This window comes from Reyranella sp., from assembly GCF_004297405.1.
GTDB lineage: Bacteria > Pseudomonadota > Alphaproteobacteria > Reyranellales > Reyranellaceae > Reyranella.
Map to the genome: position 1 here is coordinate 262,600 of NZ_SCVC01000030.1, position 20,962 is coordinate 283,561.

The 20,962-nt window shown below is 66.1% G+C and carries 18 protein-coding genes; 10 read left to right on the top strand and 8 right to left on the bottom strand.

Annotation, left to right across the window (positions count from 1 at the left end):
• Positions 1 to 42 precede the first annotated feature (42 nt).
• On the bottom strand, positions 43 to 1,212 hold the full coding sequence (locus tag EPO50_RS18905) for a phosphoserine transaminase (protein ID WP_296346559.1): 1,170 nt from the start codon (positions 1,210 to 1,212) through the stop codon (positions 43 to 45).
• A gap of 417 nt (positions 1,213 to 1,629) precedes the next feature.
• On the opposite strand from EPO50_RS18905, the gene EPO50_RS18910 reads away from it, so the two are divergent.
• Positions 1,630 to 2,499: a hypothetical protein gene (locus EPO50_RS18910; RefSeq protein WP_296346560.1), complete on the top strand. Its 870-nt coding sequence runs from the start codon at positions 1,630 to 1,632 to the stop codon at positions 2,497 to 2,499.
• A 128-nt stretch (positions 2,500 to 2,627) separates the two neighbouring features.
• Here the strand turns inward: EPO50_RS18910 and EPO50_RS18915 are convergent, their stop codons facing one another.
• Positions 2,628 to 4,220 carry a B12-binding domain-containing radical SAM protein gene (locus EPO50_RS18915; RefSeq protein ID WP_296346561.1) on the bottom strand — a complete coding sequence of 531 codons (1,593 nt, stop codon included), beginning with the start codon at positions 4,218 to 4,220 and terminating at the stop codon, positions 2,628 to 2,630.
• Between the two features lie 111 nt (positions 4,221 to 4,331).
• Here EPO50_RS18915 and EPO50_RS18920 point away from each other — a divergent pair, with 111 nt between their 5' ends.
• The 3 genes from EPO50_RS18920 (at position 4,332) to EPO50_RS18930 (ending at position 7,160) form a co-directional block, all read left to right on the top strand.
• Positions 4,332 to 5,495 (top strand): ATP phosphoribosyltransferase regulatory subunit, encoded by a 1,164-nt coding sequence (locus EPO50_RS18920; RefSeq protein WP_296346562.1) that lies wholly within the window; start codon positions 4,332 to 4,334, stop codon positions 5,493 to 5,495.
• 104 nt (positions 5,496 to 5,599) lie between these two features.
• Positions 5,600 to 6,892 (top strand): adenylosuccinate synthase, encoded by a 1,293-nt coding sequence (locus EPO50_RS18925; protein WP_296346563.1) that lies wholly within the window; start codon positions 5,600 to 5,602, stop codon positions 6,890 to 6,892.
• A gap of 7 nt (positions 6,893 to 6,899) precedes the next feature.
• A complete protein-coding gene (locus EPO50_RS18930) occupies positions 6,900 to 7,160 on the top strand; it encodes a hypothetical protein (RefSeq protein ID WP_296346564.1) in 261 nt (86 codons plus the stop codon).
• Positions 7,161 to 7,204: 44 nt separating this feature from the next.
• On the opposite strand, the gene EPO50_RS18935 is transcribed toward EPO50_RS18930, so the two are convergent.
• Positions 7,205 to 8,095: a choline kinase family protein gene (locus EPO50_RS18935; protein ID WP_296346565.1), complete on the bottom strand. Its 891-nt coding sequence runs from the start codon at positions 8,093 to 8,095 to the stop codon at positions 7,205 to 7,207.
• A 76-nt stretch (positions 8,096 to 8,171) separates the two neighbouring features.
• Between EPO50_RS18935 and EPO50_RS18940 the strand changes: the two genes are divergently transcribed.
• A complete protein-coding gene (locus EPO50_RS18940; RefSeq protein WP_296346566.1) occupies positions 8,172 to 9,851 on the top strand; it encodes a thiamine pyrophosphate-dependent enzyme in 1,680 nt (559 codons plus the stop codon).
• Between the two features lie 67 nt (positions 9,852 to 9,918).
• On the opposite strand, the gene EPO50_RS18945 is transcribed toward EPO50_RS18940, so the two are convergent.
• The gene (locus tag EPO50_RS18945; RefSeq protein WP_296346567.1) at positions 9,919 to 10,767 is read right to left on the bottom strand and encodes an enoyl-CoA hydratase; all 849 of its coding nucleotides are present in this window, start codon (positions 10,765 to 10,767) and stop codon (positions 9,919 to 9,921) included.
• 33 nt (positions 10,768 to 10,800) lie between these two features.
• Between EPO50_RS18945 and EPO50_RS18950 the strand changes: the two genes are divergently transcribed.
• Complete coding sequence (locus tag EPO50_RS18950) at positions 10,801 to 11,685, top strand: alpha/beta hydrolase (protein WP_296346568.1); 885 nt, start codon at positions 10,801 to 10,803, stop codon at positions 11,683 to 11,685.
• Positions 11,686 to 11,706: 21 nt separating this feature from the next.
• Here EPO50_RS18950 and EPO50_RS18955 read toward each other — a convergent pair whose 3' ends face one another.
• From EPO50_RS18955 to EPO50_RS18965, 3 genes are all read right to left on the bottom strand, one after another.
• Positions 11,707 to 12,732 carry an aspartate-semialdehyde dehydrogenase gene (locus tag EPO50_RS18955; RefSeq protein WP_296346569.1) on the bottom strand — a complete coding sequence of 342 codons (1,026 nt, stop codon included), beginning with the start codon at positions 12,730 to 12,732 and terminating at the stop codon, positions 11,707 to 11,709.
• Between the two features lie 183 nt (positions 12,733 to 12,915).
• The gene (rpoH, locus tag EPO50_RS18960) at positions 12,916 to 13,851 is read right to left on the bottom strand and encodes an RNA polymerase sigma factor RpoH (protein ID WP_296346570.1); all 936 of its coding nucleotides are present in this window, start codon (positions 13,849 to 13,851) and stop codon (positions 12,916 to 12,918) included.
• A gap of 143 nt (positions 13,852 to 13,994) precedes the next feature.
• Positions 13,995 to 14,969, bottom strand: a complete 975-nt coding sequence (locus EPO50_RS18965; protein WP_296346571.1) for an RluA family pseudouridine synthase — start codon at positions 14,967 to 14,969, stop codon at positions 13,995 to 13,997.
• A 20-nt stretch (positions 14,970 to 14,989) separates the two neighbouring features.
• On the opposite strand from EPO50_RS18965, the gene EPO50_RS18970 reads away from it, so the two are divergent.
• The 4 genes from EPO50_RS18970 to EPO50_RS18985 are packed head-to-tail and all read left to right on the top strand — an operon-like array spanning position 14,990 to position 19,122.
• A complete protein-coding gene (locus tag EPO50_RS18970; protein WP_296346572.1) occupies positions 14,990 to 15,331 on the top strand; it encodes a DUF6476 family protein in 342 nt (113 codons plus the stop codon).
• Positions 15,332 to 15,333: 2 nt separating this feature from the next.
• Positions 15,334 to 15,735, top strand: a complete 402-nt coding sequence (locus EPO50_RS18975; protein WP_296346573.1) for a VOC family protein — start codon at positions 15,334 to 15,336, stop codon at positions 15,733 to 15,735.
• Between the two features lie 2 nt (positions 15,736 to 15,737).
• Positions 15,738 to 16,778 carry a low specificity L-threonine aldolase gene (locus EPO50_RS18980; RefSeq protein WP_296346574.1) on the top strand — a complete coding sequence of 347 codons (1,041 nt, stop codon included), beginning with the start codon at positions 15,738 to 15,740 and terminating at the stop codon, positions 16,776 to 16,778.
• A gap of 43 nt (positions 16,779 to 16,821) precedes the next feature.
• Positions 16,822 to 19,122, top strand: a complete 2,301-nt coding sequence (locus tag EPO50_RS18985) for a molybdopterin-dependent oxidoreductase (protein WP_296346575.1) — start codon at positions 16,822 to 16,824, stop codon at positions 19,120 to 19,122.
• Between the two features lie 13 nt (positions 19,123 to 19,135).
• Here the strand turns inward: EPO50_RS18985 and EPO50_RS18990 are convergent, their stop codons facing one another.
• Positions 19,136 to 20,839, bottom strand: a complete 1,704-nt coding sequence (locus tag EPO50_RS18990; RefSeq protein ID WP_296346576.1) for an amidohydrolase family protein — start codon at positions 20,837 to 20,839, stop codon at positions 19,136 to 19,138.
• Between the last annotated feature and the right edge of the window lie 123 nt (positions 20,840 to 20,962).

A 20,962-nucleotide genomic window follows, 5' to 3' on the forward strand; every position in this document is an offset into this window, starting at 1 on the left:
AGCGTCGCGCGGCGACGCGTCTCGAAGGGTGAGGTGATTTTTCTAGGCCGCAGCCTTGCCGAACTCGCGCTCGATCTCGCCATAGGCCCAGTCGAGCCACGGCAGCAGGGCTTCGAGGTCGCTCTTCTCGACCGTGGCGCCGCACCAGATGCGCAGGCCCGGCGGGGCGTCGCGGTAGGAGCCGACGTCGTAACCCGCCTTCTCGGTTTCGAGCAGGTCGGCCATCTTCTTGGCCGCCGCCGCCTGCTTGTCGGCCGGCAGCGCGGTGAACCACGGCGCGGTGATGACGAGGCAGACCGAGGTGTTGGAACGCACGGCCTTGTCGGCCGCGAGGAAGGCGATCCACTTGCGATCGGCCACGAACTTCTCGAGCACGCCGAGGTTCGCCTCGGAGCGCGCCATCAGGCCCTTCAACCCACCGGCGCTCTCGCCCCAGCGCAGGCCGTCAATCGCGTCCTCGACGCAGAGCATCGACGGCGTGTTGATCGTCTCGCCCTTGAAGATGCCTTCGGAAAACTTGCCGCCCGAGGTCAGGCGGAAGATCTTCGGCAGCGGCCAAGCCGGCGTGTAGCTCTCCAGGCGCTGGATCGCGCGCGGACTCAGCACGAGCATGCCGTGCGCGCCCTCGCCGCCCATCACCTTCTGCCAGGACCAGGTCACGACATCGAGCTTCTGCCACGGCAGGTCCATGGCGAAGACGGCCGAGGTCGCGTCGCAGATCGCGAGACCTTCGCGGTCGTCGGCGATCCAGTCGCCGTTCGGCACCTTCACACCGGAGGTCGTACCGTTCCAGGTGAAGACGACATCGTGCGTCCAGTCGACCGCCTTGAGATCGGCGATCTGGCCGTAGGGCGCCTTCAAGGTGCGGGTGTCCTTGAGCTTGAGCTGCTTCACCACGTCGGTGACCCAACCCTCGCCGAAGCTTTCCCAGGTCAGCATGTCGACGGGCCGCGCGCCGAGCAGCGACCACAGCGCCATCTCGACCGCGCCGGTATCCGACGCCGGCACGATGCCGATGCGATAGTCCGCCGGAATGCCCAGTACGCTGCGCGTGCGATCGACCGCTTCGACAATCTTCTTCTTGCCGAGCTTGGATCGGTGGGACCGCCCCGTGGCGGCATCTTTGAGAGCTTCGGGCGTCCAGCCAGGACGCTTGGCGCAGGGTCCGGATGAAAAATCGGGACGCGCCGGACGCATGTTCGGCTTAGTCATCATAACCTCTCCCTTACAGAAGAGCTGCACTCCGGTGGGGGAGCGTGGCCCGGCGCCGATATACGGGGAGAGGCGCGTGACGTCAATGTGGGGAGATTGTCGCAAGCTGGATTACCTCATCCTGAGGAGCACCGTGTAGCGGTGCGTCTCGAAGGATGGGCCTCAGGCATGGTGCTCGCGCCCACCGAGACGCTCGCTGCGCTCGCTCCTCAGGGTGAGGCGGTGTTGCTACCTCAATTGCGCCTCGTTGGCGGCCCACCCGACTTCAAAAAATAAGCGATGTGTGTAGCTTGGAGCAGTGCGCGTGCTCGGGATCGGCTCAGCTCGGCGCGACAAAGTGCAAGGCAATCGAAAGGAGCCAACCTTTTGAAGCACGATGGATTAATCGCTGGCCTATCGGTGAGCGAGGGTCGCGCCTTGCTGCGCCACTTCGCGAAGCACCATCAGGTGAACCAAGAGATCGTGCGCGATTATCTGAGCACTGAACGCTGGTACGCCGGGATCGAGGCCGCCCTGAAAGCCGGTCGCATCACGCGCGACCTGCGCAATATCCTTCGCCGCCATTGCAACGATACCGATTGCGTTGAGATATCAGCGCGCTGGGAGTTGGGCTACAAGCCCGCCACCCTCCGTGAGGCACAAGCCATCTGGAAGCGCCTGATCTCGGAGGGCTTGGTCGCCGCCGCGACCGCCGGTGAGCGCTCCGCCTTCTCCAAGAAGATGAGTAGCAAGTGGAAGCTGACGGAAAAGGGCGAACGTCTGCGCACCGTTCGCCTTACCCGGCGTTTCGACCGGAAGAAAGCGGCCCAGGCCATCTCTGCCGCGCTCGAACGCGCGCGTGAAATCAACGCCTGCGATCAGTCGCCACTCTACATCAAGCGTATCGTCCAATACGGCAGCACACTCGACCCCGATGCAGTTGACTTCGGCGACGTCGACATATGGATCGATTTCAGCTCTCGCATCGGCGCCCTCAGCGATGATGCCTTCTCCGAGCGAGTGGAGGCAGTCGCAGAGGCCGCCGGACAGCGATACACTGGGAACTTCATCAACGACATCCCGCGCTTCTTCCTTGAGCGCCAGTTGCGAAAGCACCTGCGCGCCATGTCTATCATCGGCATGGACACTAGCGGCCTCGGGCCGGTGAAGAGCGGCTGGCCGCACAAGGTGATCTTCAAGGGTGTCAAACCGAAACCGTTGGCAGATGAACTCGGGCCGCTGCCCGAGTGGCTAGTCTTCAAGTCCCGGCGGCAACGTGATCAGGATGGGATAGACGACGAAGCCTGAGTGTGTCGAGGCACCAGCGGCCCTTGTCCTGCGCGAAGCGAAGGACCTCGACGCCGTTTGCAACCGGCATGAGATCCTTCGCTTCGCTCAGGATGACAGTGAGTCCCGTGAAGGAAGGCCCGACGCTGCTACTGCGCAGCGATGGCGGCGGGTGGTATGAAGATTTGTTCCGGTTCGTTGTCGAGTTCCGCGATCTGGCGATCGAGATCGCGTTGCACGTATTGCGCGAACGGGCCGAGATGGAGATAGAGCACCATCTGGATCAGGCAGGCTTCCAGCGCCGCCGGATTCTTCTTCGCCACCTCGACGACGGTGCGCCAGAACGGGCGGCGGAGCTGCGGCCGCAGGATGTTCATCTGCACCATGATCTTCATCAGCGCGACGGCCTCGCGCCAGCCGATCTTCTTCGGTGCACCATCGCCCAATGTCGGACGACGCAGCGCCAGCGCAACCGTGCGTACGCGATCGAAGTACGCGTCGGGTGCATAGACCGACGCCAGGATCTCGCGATAGTCCGCGAGGATATCGCGGCGCGGCCGCTTCGGGATGAAGTTGATGCCGGCGGTGCATTGATCGCCGCTGAAGTCACTCTGGAACGGCAGCAAGCGCTGTTCCTTGTCGAGGCGGCGGAAGAGCTGCGTGTTGGGCAGCGCCGTCAGCAGGCCGACCATGCACGCGGGAATGCTGGTCGCCTCGATGCAGTCGATCATGCCCTCGGCGACGCCGGCCTTCTCCGTGTCGAAGCCGACGATGAAGCCGGCGATGACGAAGATGCCGGCGGCGTAGATCTTGTGCACGCTCTCGGCCAGGCTGCGGCGCGTATTCTGCTTCTTGCGCGTGGAGATCAGCGTGTCGGTGTCGGGGCTTTCGATACCGACGAAGATCGCGAAGAAGTTGGCGCGCGCCAGCATCTGGAGAAGCTGCGCATCGTCGGAGAGATTGATCGACGCCTCGGTCGAGAACATGAAGGGAAAGCCGCGCTCGGCCTGCCACTGTTCCAGCACCGGCAGGAAGCGCTTCAGCGCCTTCTTGTTGCCGATCAGATTATCGTCGACGAAATCGACATGGCCGCGATGGCCGGTATCGTAGAGCGCTTGCAGCTCGGCAAGCATCTGTTCGTTGGTCTTCGAGCGCGGCACGCGGCCGTAGAGCTCGATGATGTCGCAGAACTCGCAGTTGAACGGACAGCCGCGCGAGAACTGCACGCCGACATAGAGATAGTTGCCCGTCGTGATCAGATCGAAGCGCGGCACCGGGCTCGTCGTGACGTCCGCGGTGAACTTCTCCGCCCGCAGCTTGCCCTTGCGCTCGCCGCGGTTCCACGCGGCCACGAACTCGCCGATGATGCCCTCGGCCTCGCCCAACACCAGCATGTCGGCGCTCTCGTAGATCTCCTCGCAGGAGGTCGGATCGGGGCCACCCACGACCACCGTCTTGCCCGCTTCGTGGCAAAGCCTGATCACTTCGAGTGTGTCGACGCGCTGGGGCAGCATGCCTCCGGTCATCACGACGTCGGCCCAGGCGAGATCGGCCGGTTTCAATGTCTGCGCGTTGCGGTCGACCAGCCGCATGTTCCATTCCTGCGGCAGCAGTGCAGCTAGCGTAATGAGCCCAAGCGGAGGTGCCGGACATTGAGCGCCGTAGATCTTGCAGGCCGCCCTCAGGCTCCAGAACGAATTCTCGTTGAAGCGAGGGAAGACCATGAGCACTTTTAGGCTCATTCGTCCTCCAGATGACGTAGGTCGCGGGCTTCGAGGAAGGACCTTACAGGCCTTGCGCGCCTGCCTCAAGCCGCTCCCCTTGGCGACGGCAATCGGCTATCAAGCGGCATCATGCCTTCCAATGACAATGACCATCGTGGCCTTTTGCCGGCCGGACTTGCCGATCTTCTGCCTCCCGATGCGACGCGCGAAGCTCGCGCCATCGACATCGCCATCGAACGTTTCGCGGCCTTCGGCTACGAGCGCGTGAAGCCGCCGCTGGTCGAGTTCGAGGAATCTCTCCTGGGCGGTCCCGGCGCCGCGCTCGCATCGCAGACCTTCCGGCTGATGGATCCCGTCTCGCAACGCATGATGGGCGTGCGTCCGGACATGACGGTGCAGGTAGCGCGCATCGCTGTCACACGACTGAAGCACGAGCCGCGGCCGTTGCGCCTCTCTTATGGCGGCAACGTGATCCGCGTGCGCGGCAGTGCGTTGAAGCCCGAACGCCAGTTCGCTCAGGTCGGCACCGAGCTGATCGGCGTCGACAGCGCCGAAGCCGACGCCGAGGCAATCCTGCTCACGATCGACGCGCTGCGCGCCATCGGCGTCGGCGAACTCACGGTCGATCTCAACCTGCCCACCCTGGTGGCTGCCGTCGCCGCCGGCCTGAAGCAGCCGGCCGAGGCGCTGCGCAAGCTGCGCCGTGCGCTCGACCGCAAGGACGAAGGCGCCCTCGCCAAGGCCGCGACCGACAAGAAGGCGGCGGACATGTTCGCAGGCCTCCTGCGCGCCGCCGGCCCGGCCGATCGCGGCATTGCCCAGCTCGGCAAGCTGAAACTGCCGGCGGATGCCGCCGCCGAAGCCGCGCGGCTGGCCGAGGTGGTGACGCTCATCCAGGCCGCCGAGCCCGACCTGCCGCTCACCATCGATCCCGTCGAATATCGCGGCCTCGAATATCAGACCGGTGTTTCCTTCTCGGTGTTCGCGCTGAAGGGCCGCGAGGAGCTGGCACGCGGCGGCCGCTATTCGGCCGGCTATCCCGAGGATGGCGTCAGCGAACCCGCCACCGGCTTCACGCTCTATATGGATGCCGTCCTGGCCGCGTCCGAGCCGCCGCTCGACCGGCCGCGGCTCTATGTCGAGATGGGCACGCCCTGGCGCGACGCCGCCCCGTGGCAGGCCAAGGGCTATGCCGTCGTGCGCGCTGTCGTCGCAGCCCCGGAGCCCCGCGCCGAAGCCAAGCGTTTACGCTGCAGCCATGCCCTGATCGATGGGGAGGCAGTCCCCCTCTGAGGATGCATTTGACCTCGCCCCCGGCGAGGGGAAGTGCTATCCGACCTCACGCCTCTCCGGCACCGGCCCCGGGGAGGCGTTTTCATGTCTGAAGGGATAGTGGAATGGCCAACGTGGCAGTGATCGGCGCCCAGTGGGGCGACGAAGGCAAAGGCAAGATCGTGGATTGGCTCAGCGAGCGCGCCGAGGTGGTGGTGCGTTTCCAGGGTGGCCACAATGCCGGCCATACACTCGTCATCGGCAACCAGACCTACAAGCTGGCGCTCCTGCCGTCGGGCGTGGTGCGCAAGGGCAAGCTCTCGATCATCGGCAACGGCGTCGTGGTCGATCCCTGGCACTTCCTCGAAGAGGTGAAGAAGGTCACGAGCCAGGGCGTCTCCGTGACGCCCGAGACGCTGAAGATCGCCAACCATGCCGTTCTGATCCTGCCGCTGCATCGCGACCTCGACGGCTGGCGCGAGGACGTGCCGGGCACCATCAAGATCGGCACGACGCGCCGCGGCATCGGCCCGGCCTACGAAGACAAGGTCGGCCGCCGTGCCATCCGCGTCGGCGATCTCGGCGAACCCGACATGCTGGAGAAGAAGGTCAACACCCTGCTGGCGCACCACAATGCGCTGCGCCAGGGGCTGGGCCGGCCGACGGTCGACGCCGGACAGCTCCTCGCCGACCTGCTCAAGCTGGCGCCCAAGATCCTGCCCTTCGCCGAAGACGTGTGGGAGCGGCTCGACGCGCTGCGCGCCGACGGCAAGCGCATCCTGTTCGAGGGCGCGCAGGCCACGATGCTCGACATCGACCACGGCACCTACCCGTTCGTGACCTCGTCGAACACGGTGGCAGCGCAGGCGATGATCGGCAGCGGCATGGGCAACGGCGCGGTGGGTTACGTGCTCGGCATCGCCAAGGCCTACACGACGCGCGTCGGCGATGGCCCCTTCCCTACCGAACTCACCGACGAGATCGGCCAAGGCTTGGGTGATCGCGGCAACGAGTTCGGCACCAACACAGGTCGCCGCCGCCGCTGCGGCTGGTTCGATGCGGTGATGGTGCGCCAGGCCGTGAAGCTGAACGGCATCGACGGCATCGCGCTCACCAAGCTCGACGTGCTGGACGGCATGGAGGAGATCAAGGTCTGCGTCGGCTACGAAGTCGACGGCAAGCGGATCGAACGCTTCCCCTTCACCATGGGGGCGCAGGCCCGCCTGAAGCCGATCTGGGAAACCTTCGAAGGCTGGAGCGAGAGCACCCGCGGCGCCCGCTCCTTCGGCGAGTTGCCGGCCACTTGCATCAAATACGTGCGCCGCGTCGAGGAGCTGGTGGGTTGCCCGGTGGCGCTGCTCAGCACCAGCCCGGAGCGCGAAGACACGATCCTGATGACCGATCCGTTCCGCGACTGACACTCCGGTGGACTATCTCAAGGAACTGCTGAACCGGGCAGGTCTCGGTTCCTGGGAAACGTGGAGCACGCAATATCGTGTGCTCGCCGTCGTCGTCGGCCTGCTGGTCGCCTACTGGGGCCTGCGGGTCGTCGTGCCCACGGTGCTGCGCATCCTGCGGCCCGCCCTGTTCCTGGTCATCGTACTCGCCGCCGTCTGGGTGCTCTTCCCCAACGAAATCTGCTCCATCGAGATCTTCTCGAAAGTGCCGCTGATCTGCGCGAAGTAGCTGTCGGGGCGCGACTGCGCCACCGCGCGCGGGAAGACAGGCACTCAATGCGGCATCAGGTCCTCGAAGCGCTTCAGATACTCGCGGGCATGCGCCTTGTAGTCGGCGCCGGGTACGTGGAGATGGGCGTCCGACACCATCGCCCACATCGCCTCACGCAGAGCGCTGGCGGCCTTCATGGCATCGAACGACCGACGAATGGCCTTCGTCACCTCGCCCTCGAAATAGGCATCTAGCAGGGCCGCGTCGTCGGCCTCGGTGAAGCCGCCGTTGGACGACAGGTTGGCGAGATCGAACAGCGGCGTGCCGAAGCCGCCATATTCCCAGTCGATCAGCCAGAGCCGCTTGCCGTCGTCCATAACGTTGCCGGGCAGCAGGTCGTGATGGCCAAAGACGATCGGCATCGGTGCCTGCTGGTGCTCCAGCTTCCCGGCTGCGTCGAGGTAGCGTGGCAGGTCGGACGTGAACAGGCTCTCCGCCGCCGCGATGGAACGCGCATAGTCGCGGATCACGCGGAAGACGGAGAAGAAGTTTGGCGGGCCGGCGAGATGCTGGCCAACGTCGCGATGGCAGCGCTTTAGGAGCGACGCCAGGCGGCCGATATTGGCGCGGAGATCGGCCTCGGTGAAGGTCCGCGCCTCGAGGTGGCGCATCACCATGAGGCCGGGTTCGAGATGAACGATCTCCGGCGACAAGCCGGCCGCGTGTGCCGCTTCGGAGGCGGCGCGCTCGCGGTCGCGGAAAACGTGATGGACGGGAATGTCCTCGCCGCAGCGCACGACGAACTTCTCGCCGCCGTCTTCGACGACATAGGAGATGTTGGTGAGCCCGCCCATCAGCGGCGACATCGCCACCGGCCCGCGCCAGCAGCGCAGGCGTTCGATCCTCTCCTCCAGATCGGTCTCCGGCTTTCGCATCGCGGCGTCGCCTTTCATTGGCCCCCCACAGGATCATTCCACGGCCTGCACCGCCGCGCTACGTTCGCCCCGGATTTTGAAGAGGGAGCGAACCATGCCCGACGCGCGCGTCACCAACACCATCACCGGTCGCGATGCCTTTCTGCGCGTGCTGAAGGACGAAGGCGTTTCGCGGATGTTCGGCAATCCCGGCACGACCGAACTGCCGATCATGCATGCCCTCTCCTCGGCGCCGGAGATGGGCTATGTGCTGGGCCTGCAGGAAGCGATCGTGATTGCCATGGCCGACGGCTATGCCCGTGCCTCGGGTAAGCTGGTGTCGTGCAACGTCCATGTGGCGCCGGGCCTCGGCAATGCCATTGGCTCGATCTACACCTCGTTCATGTCGGGCACGCCGATGATCGTGACCGCGGGCCAGCAGGAGCAGGGCCACGGCCTAACCGAGCCCCTGCTCTACGCCCCGCTAGTGCCGATCGCGCAGCCGGTCGTGAAGTGGGCGACCGAGGTCAACCGCATCGAGGACCTGCCGCGCATCCTGCGCCGCGCCGCCAAGGTCGCCACGACCGAACCGACCGGCCCGGTGTTCATCTCGCTGCCGGGCGACATCCTGAACAACGAAGCCGCCATCGACATGGGCGAAGCGACGCGAGTCGACACCGCGGTGCGCCCGAGTGATGCCGCGCTCGACCAGCTCGCCCGCCGCCTGCTCGCGGCCAAGAAGCCGGTGATCCTCGCCGGTCACGAGATCGCGACCTCCGATGCCTTCGCGGAAGCGACGGCACTCGCCGAAGCGCTGGGCGCGCCGGTGCTGCAGCAGACCGTGGCCTGGGGCGCACACTTCCCGTCGGAGCATCCCGCCTATCTCGGCGCGCTGAACCGGGACCAGAAGTACGTGCGCCGTGTGCTCTCCGACTACGACTTCATGCTCTGCGTCGGCGCCGATCTCCTGAAGATGTCGGTGTGGAGCGAGACCGACCCGCTGCCCGAGACCACCAAGGTGGCGATGATCGGCCAGCGCGACTGGGAGATGGGCAAGAACTTCCCGGCCGAGATCGCGCTGCGCGCCGACGTGAAGGAGACGCTGAAAGCCCTTGTGCCGCTCCTGAAGAAGCTGGGCGGCGCAGCTCTCGCCGACCGCGCCAAGGCTGCGATGGCGGAGATCGCGCCGCGCAACTGGAGCGCCCAGCGCGCGCAGCGCAAGGCCAAGCTCGCCACGCCCGCCACCACCGACAAGCCGCTGCCGGCCGAGTGGGTGATGATGCGCATGAGCGAGAAGTTGCCCAAGGACGCCATCGTGGTCGAGGAAGGCCTCACCAGCACGACGACCCTGCCGAGCTACTTCCCCTTCCGTGACCGCAACAGCTTCTTCGGCAATGTCAGCGGCGGCATCGGCTGGGGCATCGCGGCGGCGGTCGGCGTGCAGATCGCCGAGCCGAAGCGCCGCGTCGTCGCCGTGATCGGCGATGGCAGCGCCATGTACTCCATCACCGCGCTGTGGAGTGCGGCCAACCAGAAGCTGCCGGTGATCTTCCTGATCACCAACAACGAGGGCTACCAGATCCTCAAGAACCGCCTAAAACTGTTCCACGGCAATGACACGCCGATCGGCATGGACTTCAACGATCCGCCGATGAACATCACCGCCATCGCCCAGGGCTTCGGCGTCGCGGCAGAACGGGTGGACACGACGGCCGGCTTCGACGCCGCCCTCGACAAGGCCCTCGCCCGCACCGACGGCCCCACCCTCCTCGAGGTGATGGTGAAGAAGGCATGATGCGCCGGGGGTGCGCCACTCCAGTGGCGCGATTCATGACCGCGCCACTGGAGTGGCGCGCCCCCGGCTAATCTGCCGCCTTCTCCTGCTTCTTGATCGCGGGCATCAGGCCGGTCGGGTCGATCAGCTTGCCGTGGACCAGCATGTTGTGGGTGTGCGCGAGGTGATGGAGCGCAAATGATGTCTGCATGGCGCTCACCCGGCCCTGCGCATCCTGGGCCGCGTTCACGGCCTGCTTGACGAGCTTCAGCGCGAACAGCGGCTTCAGCGCGATGCGCTCGGCCATCGCGAGGCCGAACGACTGCAGGTCCTGGCGTGGCACGACGTGGTTCACCATGCCGACGCGATGGGCTTCCTGAGCCGTGAGCCAGTCGGCGGTGAACAGGAATTCCTTGGCCTTGCGCACGCCCATCTCCCAGGGATGCGCGAAGAACTCCGCGCCGCCGACGCCCATCGCCACGGTGTGGTCGAGGAACTCCGCGTCCTCGGCGGCGACGATGAGATCGCAGGGCCACATCAGCATCAGGCCGCCGGCGATCACCTTGCCGTGCACCAAAGCCATGGTGGGCTTGGGGAGGTTGCGCCAGCGTTCGCAGAAGCCGACGTAGATTTCCTGCTCGCGCGCGTACTGCGCCTCCGCGCCCGGCTTGCCGAAGCCGCCCCAGGTGCCGACAGTCTCGTGCTTGGCCATGTTGCCGTGGCCGTCGACCTCGCGCAGGTCGTGGCCCGAAGAGAAGTGCGGGCCGTTGGCCGAGAGCACGATCACCTTCACGCTGTCGTCGAGCGCGGCGCGGTCGAAGGCCTCGTTCAATGCATAGAGGAAGGCCGTGTCCTGGGCATTGCGCGTGTCGGCGCGGTTGAGGACGATGTGGGCCACGCCGGGCTTCGGCACGTCGTACAGAATGGCATCGGTCATCTCTTCCTCCCGCGAACCAGGGTTGTTTTCGTTATGCCCACAGTAAAGCACACCTTCGTCGAGACACGCGGTTTCACCACTCACCTTGCGGAAGCCGGCAGCGGCGCGCCGCTCTTCCTCCTGCACGGCTGGCCCGAGTTCTGGGCGACCTGGGAGCCGATGTTCGAGCGCCTCGCCGATCGCTGGCGCCTGATCGCGCCCGACTTCCGCGGCTTCGGCGACAGCGAGAATCCGGTGTCGGGGCCGTCGGATCAGGCGGGGCCGGACGTGCTGGCCGACGACATCGCCGCGCTGATGGACAGGCTCGGCATCGCCAAGGCGGGCTTCGTCGGCCATGACGTCGGCGCCTATGTCATGCAGCGCCTGGCGCTTCGCCATCCCGATCGCGTCGCCGGGCTGTTCTTCTTCAACTGCGGCACGCATGGCGTCGGCGCGCGCTGGCGCGACCCCGCCCAGATCAACGAGATCTGGTACCAGACCTTCCATCAGATGCCTTTCGCGCCCGCGATCGTCGGCGCCTCACGCGACAGTTGCCGCGCCTACTTCCGGCATTTCCTGACGCACTGGTGCCATCGCAAGGATACCTTCGACGCCGTGCTGGAACGCTGGGTCGACAACTTCATGCGCCCCGGCAACCTGCAGGGCGGCTTCAACTGGTACATCTCGCAGAATGCCGGCCGGCTCGCGGTGATGTCCGGTACCGCGCCCAAGCCGCCCAAGATCACCCAGCCCGCGAGGGTGCTGTGGGGCCGGCACGATCCTGTGCTGAAGTCGGCCTGGATCGACGTCGTGCCGGAGTATTTCGAGACTGTCGAAGCGAGCATCGCGGAGGATGCCGGCCACTTCGTCCACTACGAGCGGCCCGACCTCGCCGCAACGGAGATCGGGCGCTTCTTCGAGCGGATCGGCTACCGCTGAGCGCGCCGGGCTTGCCCGGCGTTATTCCGCCGCCTGCGCGCGGGCGGGCTTGGCGAGTTCCTCGGCGATCTGCACGGCGTTCCAGGCCGCGCCCTTCAGGAGCTGATCGCCGGCGGCGAACAGCACCAGGCCGTTGGGGTTCGAGAGGTCGCGGCGGATGCGCCCGACATGGATGTCGAGATCGCCGCTGGCTTCCAGCGGCATCGGGAAGTGATTGGCGGCGGCATCGTCCACCACCTTCACGCCCGGCGCCTTCTCCAGAATCGCGCGCGCCTGTTCGGGCGAGAGCGGCTTCTCAAGTTCGAGGGTGATCGCTTCCGAGTGGGCACGCAGCACCGGCACTCGGATGCAGGTCGGCGTGATCGGGAGGTCGGGCATGTGGAACATCTTCCGCATCTCCTCGACCACCTTGTTCTCTTCCTCGTTGTAGCCGTTCTCGGCCACCTTGGTGTTGTGCGAGAAGACGTTGAAGGCGATCTGGTGCGGAAACACGGAACGGGTCAGCTCCTTGCCCTCGCCGTACTGGCGCACCTGGTCTTCGAGCTCCTGCATGGCGGCAGCGCCCGCGCCCGAGGCCGACTGGTAGGTCGAGACCACGATGCGGCGGATGCCGGCGGCCTGATGGATCGGCCACACCGCCGTAGCGAGGATCGCCGCCGTGCAGTTCGGGTTGGCGATCACGCCCTTGTGGTGCGCGAGATCGCCCGCGTTCACCTCGGGCACGACCAGCGGCGTCTCGGGGTCCATGCGGAAGGCCGAGGAGTTGTCGACGACGACCGCGCCCGCCGCCTTGGCGGCCGGCACGAACTCGCGGCTGCGCGTGGCGCCGGCGCTGAAGAAGGCGATGTCGATGCCCTTGAAGGCGGCGGCGGTCAGCTCCTCGACCGGATAGGTTTTGCCTTTGAACTCGAGCGTCTTGCCGACCGAGCGGGCCGAGGCGAGCAGCTTGAGGGAGGCAACGGGGAAGTTCCGTCGCTCGAGGACACGGAGGATTTCGACACCCACCGCGCCCGTGGCGCCGACAATGGCGATGTTTTGAGCGTTCATGACGCAATAATACAGGACCGCCCGGAACGCCGGAACGGGTCAGCCCGCCGCGCCTTCAGTGTTCTTTCTCATCGCAGGCATGAGCCCCATTGGGCCGATCAGCTTGCGAGACCGATCTTCCAAAAGGAAGGGCCGGCACCCCGAGGATGCCGGCCCTTTCGTCGTGTCCTGTGGTCCGGGTGGCTACCGGGCGCCAGCCGCCTCGACGGCGGGCCGGGTCGGCGGCCGCTGCGCGGCCTCGACCACCATGTTCTTCATGGCCTTCTGCAGCTTGTCGAAGGCGCGCACCTCGATCTGGCGCACGCGCTCGCGGCTGATGCCGTACTTCGAGCTCAGGTCCTCGAGCGTCTTCGGCTCGTCGACCAGACGACGTTCCACGATGATGTGGCGCTCGCGGTCGGTGAGCTGCTTCAGAGCCGCCGCCAGCATGTGCTTGCGCTGGTTGAGCTCCTGGCTCTCGCCGAGGCGGGCCTCCTGGTTGGGCGAATCGTCGACCAGCCAGTCCTGCCACTCCATGTCGCCTTCGGCCTTCACCGGGGCGTTGAGCGACGAGTCCGGGGCGGCGAGGCGGCGGTTCATGTTCACCACCTCCTCCTCGGGCACGCCGAGGCGGGTGGCGATCTTGGTCACCTGCTCGGGCGACAGGTCGCCTTCCTCGATGGCCTGCATCTGGCCCTTCAGCTTGCGCAGGTTGAAGAAAAGCTTCTTCTGCGCCGCCGTCGTTCCCATCTTCACCAGCGACCAGCTGTGCAGGATGTATTCCTGGATAGAGGCGCGGATCCACCACATGGCATAGGTGGCCAGACGGAAGCCGCGGTCCGGATCGAACCGCTTGACCGCCTGCATCATGCCGACGTTGCCCTCGGAAATCAGCTCGGCCACCGGCAGGCCGTAGCCGCGATAGCCCATGGCGATCTTGGCGACGAGACGCAGATGGCTGGTGACGAGCCTGTGGGCGGCTTTCGAGTCGCCGTGCTCGCGCCAGCGCTTGGCCAGCATGAATTCTTCCTGGGGCTCCAGCAGCGGAAACTTCCGGATCTCAGACAGATATCGGCTGAGATTGCCCTCGGGCGTCAGCGAAGACGGCAGGGCGGGAAGGTTGGCAGTGGCTGCACTCATGGCTACTCCCCCTTTCATACGCGGGATGGGCCGGTGAACGAGTGTTTAGCACTCTCGCCCCCCGACTGCTAAATCCGACTATATTAGTCGGGTAGTCCCTCGGTCAATTTAATTCCGACTAACCCACTGGGACTTTGGGGACTTTACTTAACGCTGTTCAGTGACTGGACCAACTTGCTGAAATCTTGAGGCAATTCTGTGGCGAAGTGCATTTCCTTGCGCGTGGTCGGATGTCTGAACTCCAGGACAGCCGCATGGAGGGCCTGTCTCGGGAATTCCCTCAACGCCTCGGGTGCGTTCGCGTTGCGGGTCTTGCGGCCATAGACGGGATCGCCCACCACGGGACAGCCGAGGTGCGCCAGATGCACGCGGACTTGGTGGGTTCGGCCGGTCCCGAGCTTGGCGCCGATGAGACTCGCCAGGGGATGGAGGGGCGGACCAAAGCGCTTCTCCAGCCAATAGTCGGTGATGGCCATGCGCCCGCTGCTGTGACGCACCGCCATCCGCTTGCGATCCACGGGATGGCGGCCGATTGCCGCCTCGACCCGGCCCCGGTCCAATTTGGGCGCCCCCCAGACCAGCGCCTGGTAGATGCGGGAAAGGTCGTGGGCGGCAAAGAGCTTCGAGAGTGCCACATGGGTGCGGTCGTTCTTGGCCACGACCATCACGCCCGACGTGTCCTTGTCGAGCCGGTGCACGATGCCCGGCCGGCGCACGCCGCCGATGCCCGAGAGGCTGTCCCCGCAATGAGCCAGCAGGGCATTCACCAGGGTACTGTCGGGGTTGCCCGGCGCCGGATGGACCACCATCCCTGCCGGCTTGTTCAGGACCAGGAGGTCCCCGTCCTCGTAGAGGATGTCGAGCGCCAGCGCCTGAGGCACCGGCACCGCGGGTTCGGGCTCCGGAATATCGACCTCGAAGCGCTCGCCCGTTTTGACCTTGCGGGACGGCTCTTCTATCGTCTGCCCCCCCGTCAGCGCCACGCGACGGCCCTCGATCAGCGCCTTTACGCGGCTTCGCGTGAGGGCCGGCAAGGCAGCCGCCAGAGCGCGGTCCAGCCTTTCGCCGGCCGCGGTCTCGTCGATGGTCACGAAGTGGCGCTCCGTGTTGATCGTCACGTGTCGCTCATGGAGTTGTCTTGGCGTCCCCTGCTCGGGCCTCTGCACCGTTTTGGCTGAAGGTGCTGGTTATCTCGATGGGCCTGCTGATCGTGGCGGGCTTCGTCGTCATCGTGGCCGAGATCGGCCGGCGCATCTCTACGCCCAACGCCGGCGGTTCGCCAGCTTCGGGCCCCGGCACGACGTTCACGGAGCGTATCGCGCTGCCGTCCGGTGCGCGCGTCGTGTCGATGAACGCAGCGGGCGATCGCCTGGTGGTGCATGTCGAGACGCAGGGCGGTCCCTCCGCCGCCTATATCGTCGACCCGCGCAACGGTGCCCTGCTGGGCACGGTCGAGTTCCCGCCCGCCGCCGGCCGCTAGCGATGTTCGACCATCTGTCGATCACCACGACCGATCTCGATCGGGCGCAATCTTTCTATGACGCGGTGCTGGCGCCGCTGGGTGTGCCGCGGGTGAACCGGCGCGAGCGGTCCGTCGGCTATGGCGAGCGGTCCGGCGTCGATGGCGGCCCCTGCTACCTCTCGGTCTATCTCAGCAGCAACGTCGTACCCGACAACCGCCACTGGTGCTTTCGTGCGCCCAGCCGGGCCGCTGTCCGCGCCTTCCACCAAGCCGCTCTCGCCCATGGCGGAACCGACGACGGCCGCCCTGGCATTCGCGAGATCTACAGTCCTGATTACTACGCAGCGTTCGTACGCGATCCCGACGGCAATCGCCTCGAGGCCGTGACACGCCAGCCTGAAAAACTGGGGCCCGAGGAATGAGCATGAACTTTCGCAGCGACAACGAGGTCGGCGCCCATCCCGATATCCTCGAGGCCGTCAGACGAGCCTTCACGGGCAGCACCGCGCCGTCCTACGGCGCCGACGACTGGACGCACCGCGTCGAGCGTCGCCTGCGCGAGATCTTCGAGAAGCCTGATCTGCTCGCCTTCCCGGTCGCCACGGGCACGGCGGCAAACGTGCTGGCGCTTTCCTGCTGCACGCCGTCCTGGGGCTCGATCTACTGTCATCCGGAAGCGCACATCGTCGTCGACGAAGCGAATGCACCGGAGTTCTTCACCTCGGGCGCCAAGCTCGCCCCCATTCCCGGCGCGGCCGGCAAGATGGATCAGAAGAAGCTCGCCGGCGCGCTGGCCCAGCCGGTCTATGGCGTGGTCCATCATCCGCAGCCGGCCGTCGTCAGCATCACGCAGGCGACGGAGTGCGGCACCGTCTACGATCCCGACGAGATCGTCTCGATCGCCACGACCGCGCATCGCCACGGGCTCAGGCTGCACATGGACGGCGCGCGCTTCGCCAATGCGCTCTCCTATGTCGGCTGTTCGGCGGCCGAGATGTCGTGGCGCGCCGGCGTCGACGTGCTGAGCTTCGGCGCCACCAAGAACGGCGCGCTGGCGGCCGAGGCCGTCGTCTTCTTCGAGCCGGAGCTGGCGCGCGAGTTCGAATTCCGTCGCAAGCGCGGCGGCCACCTCTTCTCCAAGATGCGCTTCCTCTCCGCGCAGCTCGACGCCTATCTCTCCGACAGCCTGTGGCTCAGCAATGCCCGCCATGCGAACACGATGGCACGCCGGCTGGTCGCCGGACTCACGACCATGAAGGGCACGCAGCTCCTCTACCCGGTCGACGCCAACGAAATCTTCGTCATCCTGCCCTCGTACATGCATGATGCGTTGCAGGCGGCAGGGGCGCAGTATCATCCCTGGCCGTCGGACCGGCCGGGCGAGCGCGCCTTCCGCCTCGTCACGGCCTTCAATACCGATGCCGACGACGTCGACAAGTTCCTGTCCATTGCCAAGGCTGCCTGAGACCAAATCTCCCCGAGACCAAATCTCCCGAGAGTAGAGTGACATGACCCACCAGCGCACGCTCACTGCCGCCCATTGGGGCGTCTACGAAGTCGAATACGACGACGCCGGCAACGCCACGAAGCTGCATCCCTTCTCCAAGGATCCCGATCCCTCGCCCATCGGCCTGCACATGCTGTCCGACGAGGTGTCCCGGCTGCGCGTGCTCCGCCCCTCGATCCGCAAGAGCTGGCTGGAGAAAGGCCCCGGCGCAAACCCCGAGCTGCGCGGCCAGGAACCGTTCGTCGAAGTGCCGTGGGACGAGGCGCTCGATCTCCTCGCCGGCGAACTGAAGCGCGTGAAGGAGACCTACTCCAACCACGCGATCTTCGGCGGCTCGTACGGCTGGTCGAGCGCGGGCCGCTTCCACCACGCGCAGAGCCAGGTGAAGCGCTTCCTCAACTGCTACGGCGGCTTCGTGCGCCACCAGGATTCCTACAGCCTGGGTGCCGCGCGCGTGCTGATGCCGCACATCGCGGCCAGCATGGAAGAGCTGATGGCCATGCACACGCGCTGGGACGTGCTGGCCAAGGAGTGCAAGCTCTTCGTGACCTTCGGCGGCGTGCCGCACAAGAACGCGCAGATCAACGCCGGCGGCGCCACGCTCCATCACGTGAAGGGCGGCCTCTACGGCATGCGCGAAGCGGGCGTGCGCTTCGTCAACGTGACGCCGACGGCCGAGGATCTCGACAATGGCGGCGACGTCGAGTGGCTGGCCATCCGGCCCAACACCGATGCCGCTCTGATGCTGGCCCTCTGCCACACCTTGCTGGCCGAGAACCTGCACGACCGCGCTTTCCTCGATCGCTACACGGTGGGCTTCGACAAGTTCGCCGCCACGCTCAAGGGCAAGGACGCGGCGTGGGCCGAGAAGATCACCGGCATCCCGGCGCACCGCATCGTCACCCTCGCGCGCGAGATGGCCGCGACACGGACGATGCTCTCCATCGGCTGGTCGCTCCAGCGCAGCCATCACGGCGAGCAGCCTTTCTGGGCGCTGGTGACCTTGGCCTGCATGCTGGGCCAGATCGGTCTGCCGGGCGGCGGCTTCGGCGTCGGCTATGGCCCGGTCAACCTGATGGGCAGCCCGCATCCGCGCTACTCCGGCCCGACCCTGCCGCAGGGCTCGAACCCGGTGCCGGATTTCATTCCCGTCGCGCGCTTCACCGACATGCTGCTGCATCCCGGCGAGCGCTTCGACTACAACGGCAAGAGCCACGCCTATCCTGATATCCGGCTGGTCTATTGGGCGGGCGGCAATCCATATCACCACCATCAGGACCTCAACCGCCTGCGCACGGCGTGGCGCAAGCCGGACACGATCGTGTTCCACGAGCAGTTCTGGACGCCGGCCGCCAAGATGGCCGACTTCGTACTGCCCGCGACCACCAGCCTGGAACGCGACGATATCGGCTACGGCACGCGCGAGCCCTATGTCATCGCCATGAAGAAGGCGCGCGAACCGATCGGCGAGTCACGCGACGACTACACGATCTTCAATGCGCTGGCCGAGCGCCTCGGCGTCGGTGCGGCGCATTCCGAAGGCCGCAAGACGGCGCAGGAATGGCTGGAGCATCTCTATGAGGAAGCGCGGGTGAAGTCGGCCAAGGCGGGCGTCGCCCTGCCGCCCTATGCCGAGTTCTGGGAAGCCGGCATCGCCGAAGCCAAGGGCGAGAGCCGCGACCCGGTGATGCTCGCCGCCTTCCGCGCCGATCCCGAGAAGAACAAGCTCAAGACGCCGTCGGGCAAGTTCGAGATCTTCTCCGAGACCATCGCCTCGTTCGGCTATGACGATTGCCCCGGCCACGCGACCTGGCTGGAGCCGATCGAATGGCTGGGCGCGAAGACGGCCGAGCGCTATCCGCTGCACATGCTGTCGGACCAGCCGGCCGACAAGCTGCACAGCCAGCTCGACCACAGCCCGCATTCGCGCGCCACCAAGATCAAGGGACGCCAGCCCATCACCTTGCACCCCGACGACGCCACGGCGCGCGGCATCGCCGCCGGTGATCTGGTGCGCGTGTTCAACGATCGTGGCGCCTGCCTCGCGGCAGCCCGCCTCAGCGATCGCATCCGTCGCGGAGTCGTGCGGCTCTCGACCGGTGCGTGGTTCGATCCGGCTGATGCCGGCTCCAACCGGCCACTGGAGAAGCACGGCAATCCCAACGCACTGACGCTCGACATCGGCGCCTCGAAGCTCAGCCAGGGCTGCATCGCACAGACCTGCCTGGTCGAGATCGAACGATACGACGGCCCGGCACCTGTGGTGACGGCGCACCAGCTCCCGGCATTTGCCGGGCGCTGACGGCGCTACGCCTTCAAGAGCTGCGGACGAGGCGGCCGGGTAATGCGCCCGTCGCCTCACCGTTGCGATAGACGACCTCACCCGAAACGATGGTCGCATCGAAGCCGTCGGTGCGCTGGACCAGACGCTTGCCGCCTGCCGGCAGGTCGTAGGCGATCTCCGGGCGCCGCAGCCGCATGTTGTCGTAGTCCAGCACATTGATGTCGGCCTTCAGGCCGGGCCTGAGCAGACCGCGATCGCGAAGTCCCATCTCGATTGCATTGTCGGCGGTCAGGCGCTTGATGCCCCATGTCACGGGAAACAGCGAGCCGCGCCGGCGGTCGCGCGTCCAATGCGTCAGCGTATAGCTGGTCGCGGTGGCGTCGCACATGATGCCAACATGGGCGCCGCCGTCGCCGAGACCGATCAGGCTGTTGGGCGCGGCAAGCATCTCCTCGACGACATCGAGATTGCCCGCCGCGTAGTTGGTGACCGGCAGATAGAGGATGCCCTTGCCGTCCCGTTCCATCAGCAGGTCGTAGGCAACCTCGTCCGGTGAACGGCCTTCGCAGGCCGCACGCGCGGCGACGCTCTGGTCGGCAGAGGGCTCGTAGTCGGGCGGATCGCCGAACGGGAACATGCGCTTCCAGCGTTCGACGCGCCTTGAAGCGTATTCGGATTCGTCGATGGAGTCGGCCAGCATCCGTGCTCGAAACTCGGGCTGGCTCAGCATCGCCACACGTTCGGCGAAGGGAAGATGGGCGATCTTCTTGTAGGTCGGCCGGCCGCTGAACGGATTCTGCGACAGCTCGAAGCCCAGAAGCACGCTGGTCGGCCGCGAACGGATTTGCGCGGTGATGCGCAGGCCCTCGGCGTTTGCCCTATCGATCTCGCTCATCAGGTCGCGCCAGCCGTTCGGACGCGCGTCCGACTGCGTCAGCGTGATGGTGACGGGCCGGCCAGACTCGCGCGCGAGCCGGCGGAACAAACCGATCTCGCCCTGCTGGTCCTCGAAATCCGATACGATCTGCAACCAGCCAGAGCCCACCGAACGCATGGCCTGCGCGATCGCCGTCAGCTCCGCTTCCTCGGCGCGCAGGGTCGGGATGTGCCGTCCATCGGCCGCGCGATGGTTGAGCGTGCGCGAGGTCGAGAAGCCGAAGGCGCCGGTGCGCAGGCCTTCGACGGTCAGCTCGGCCATGCGCCGGCGGTCCTGTTCCGTGGCCGGTTCGCGGTTGGCCCCGCGCTCGCCCATCACATAGACGCGCACCGCGGCGTGCGGGACCTGAGTGGCGACGTCGGCGTCGTAGGATCGCGCCGCCAGCGCATCGAGGAAGTCCGGGAAGCTGTGCCAGTTCCACGGCAACCCCTCGGACAGGACGATCTCGGGGATATCCTCCACGCCTTCCATCAGGTTGATCAGCATGTCGTGCTGATCGGCATGACAGGGTGCGAAGCCCACGCCGCAATTGCCGAGCAGGACGGTCGTCACGCCGTTCCAGGTCGAGGGCGAGAGCCGATGACTCCAGGTTACCTGCGCGTCGTAGTGCGTGTGCACGTCGATGAAGCCCGGCGTGATCAGCTTGCCGCGCGCCTCGATCTCCTCGGCGCCCTTCGGGAGGTTTTTGCCGATCGCTGTGATCTTGCCGTCGGCGATGGCGAGGTCTGCCTCGTAAGCATCGTTCCCCGAACCATCGACGATCGTGCCGTTGCGAATCACCAAACTGGGAGGCGACATGCGGTTACTCCGGGACGCGGCGGCGCAGGGTGACAGCCGATCGCCGCACGAACAAGCACAGGGGGTCGTTCCCCATTGACAAAGCGTGCGAATCGTCTGCAAATGCGAGTGAGTTGCATTTGT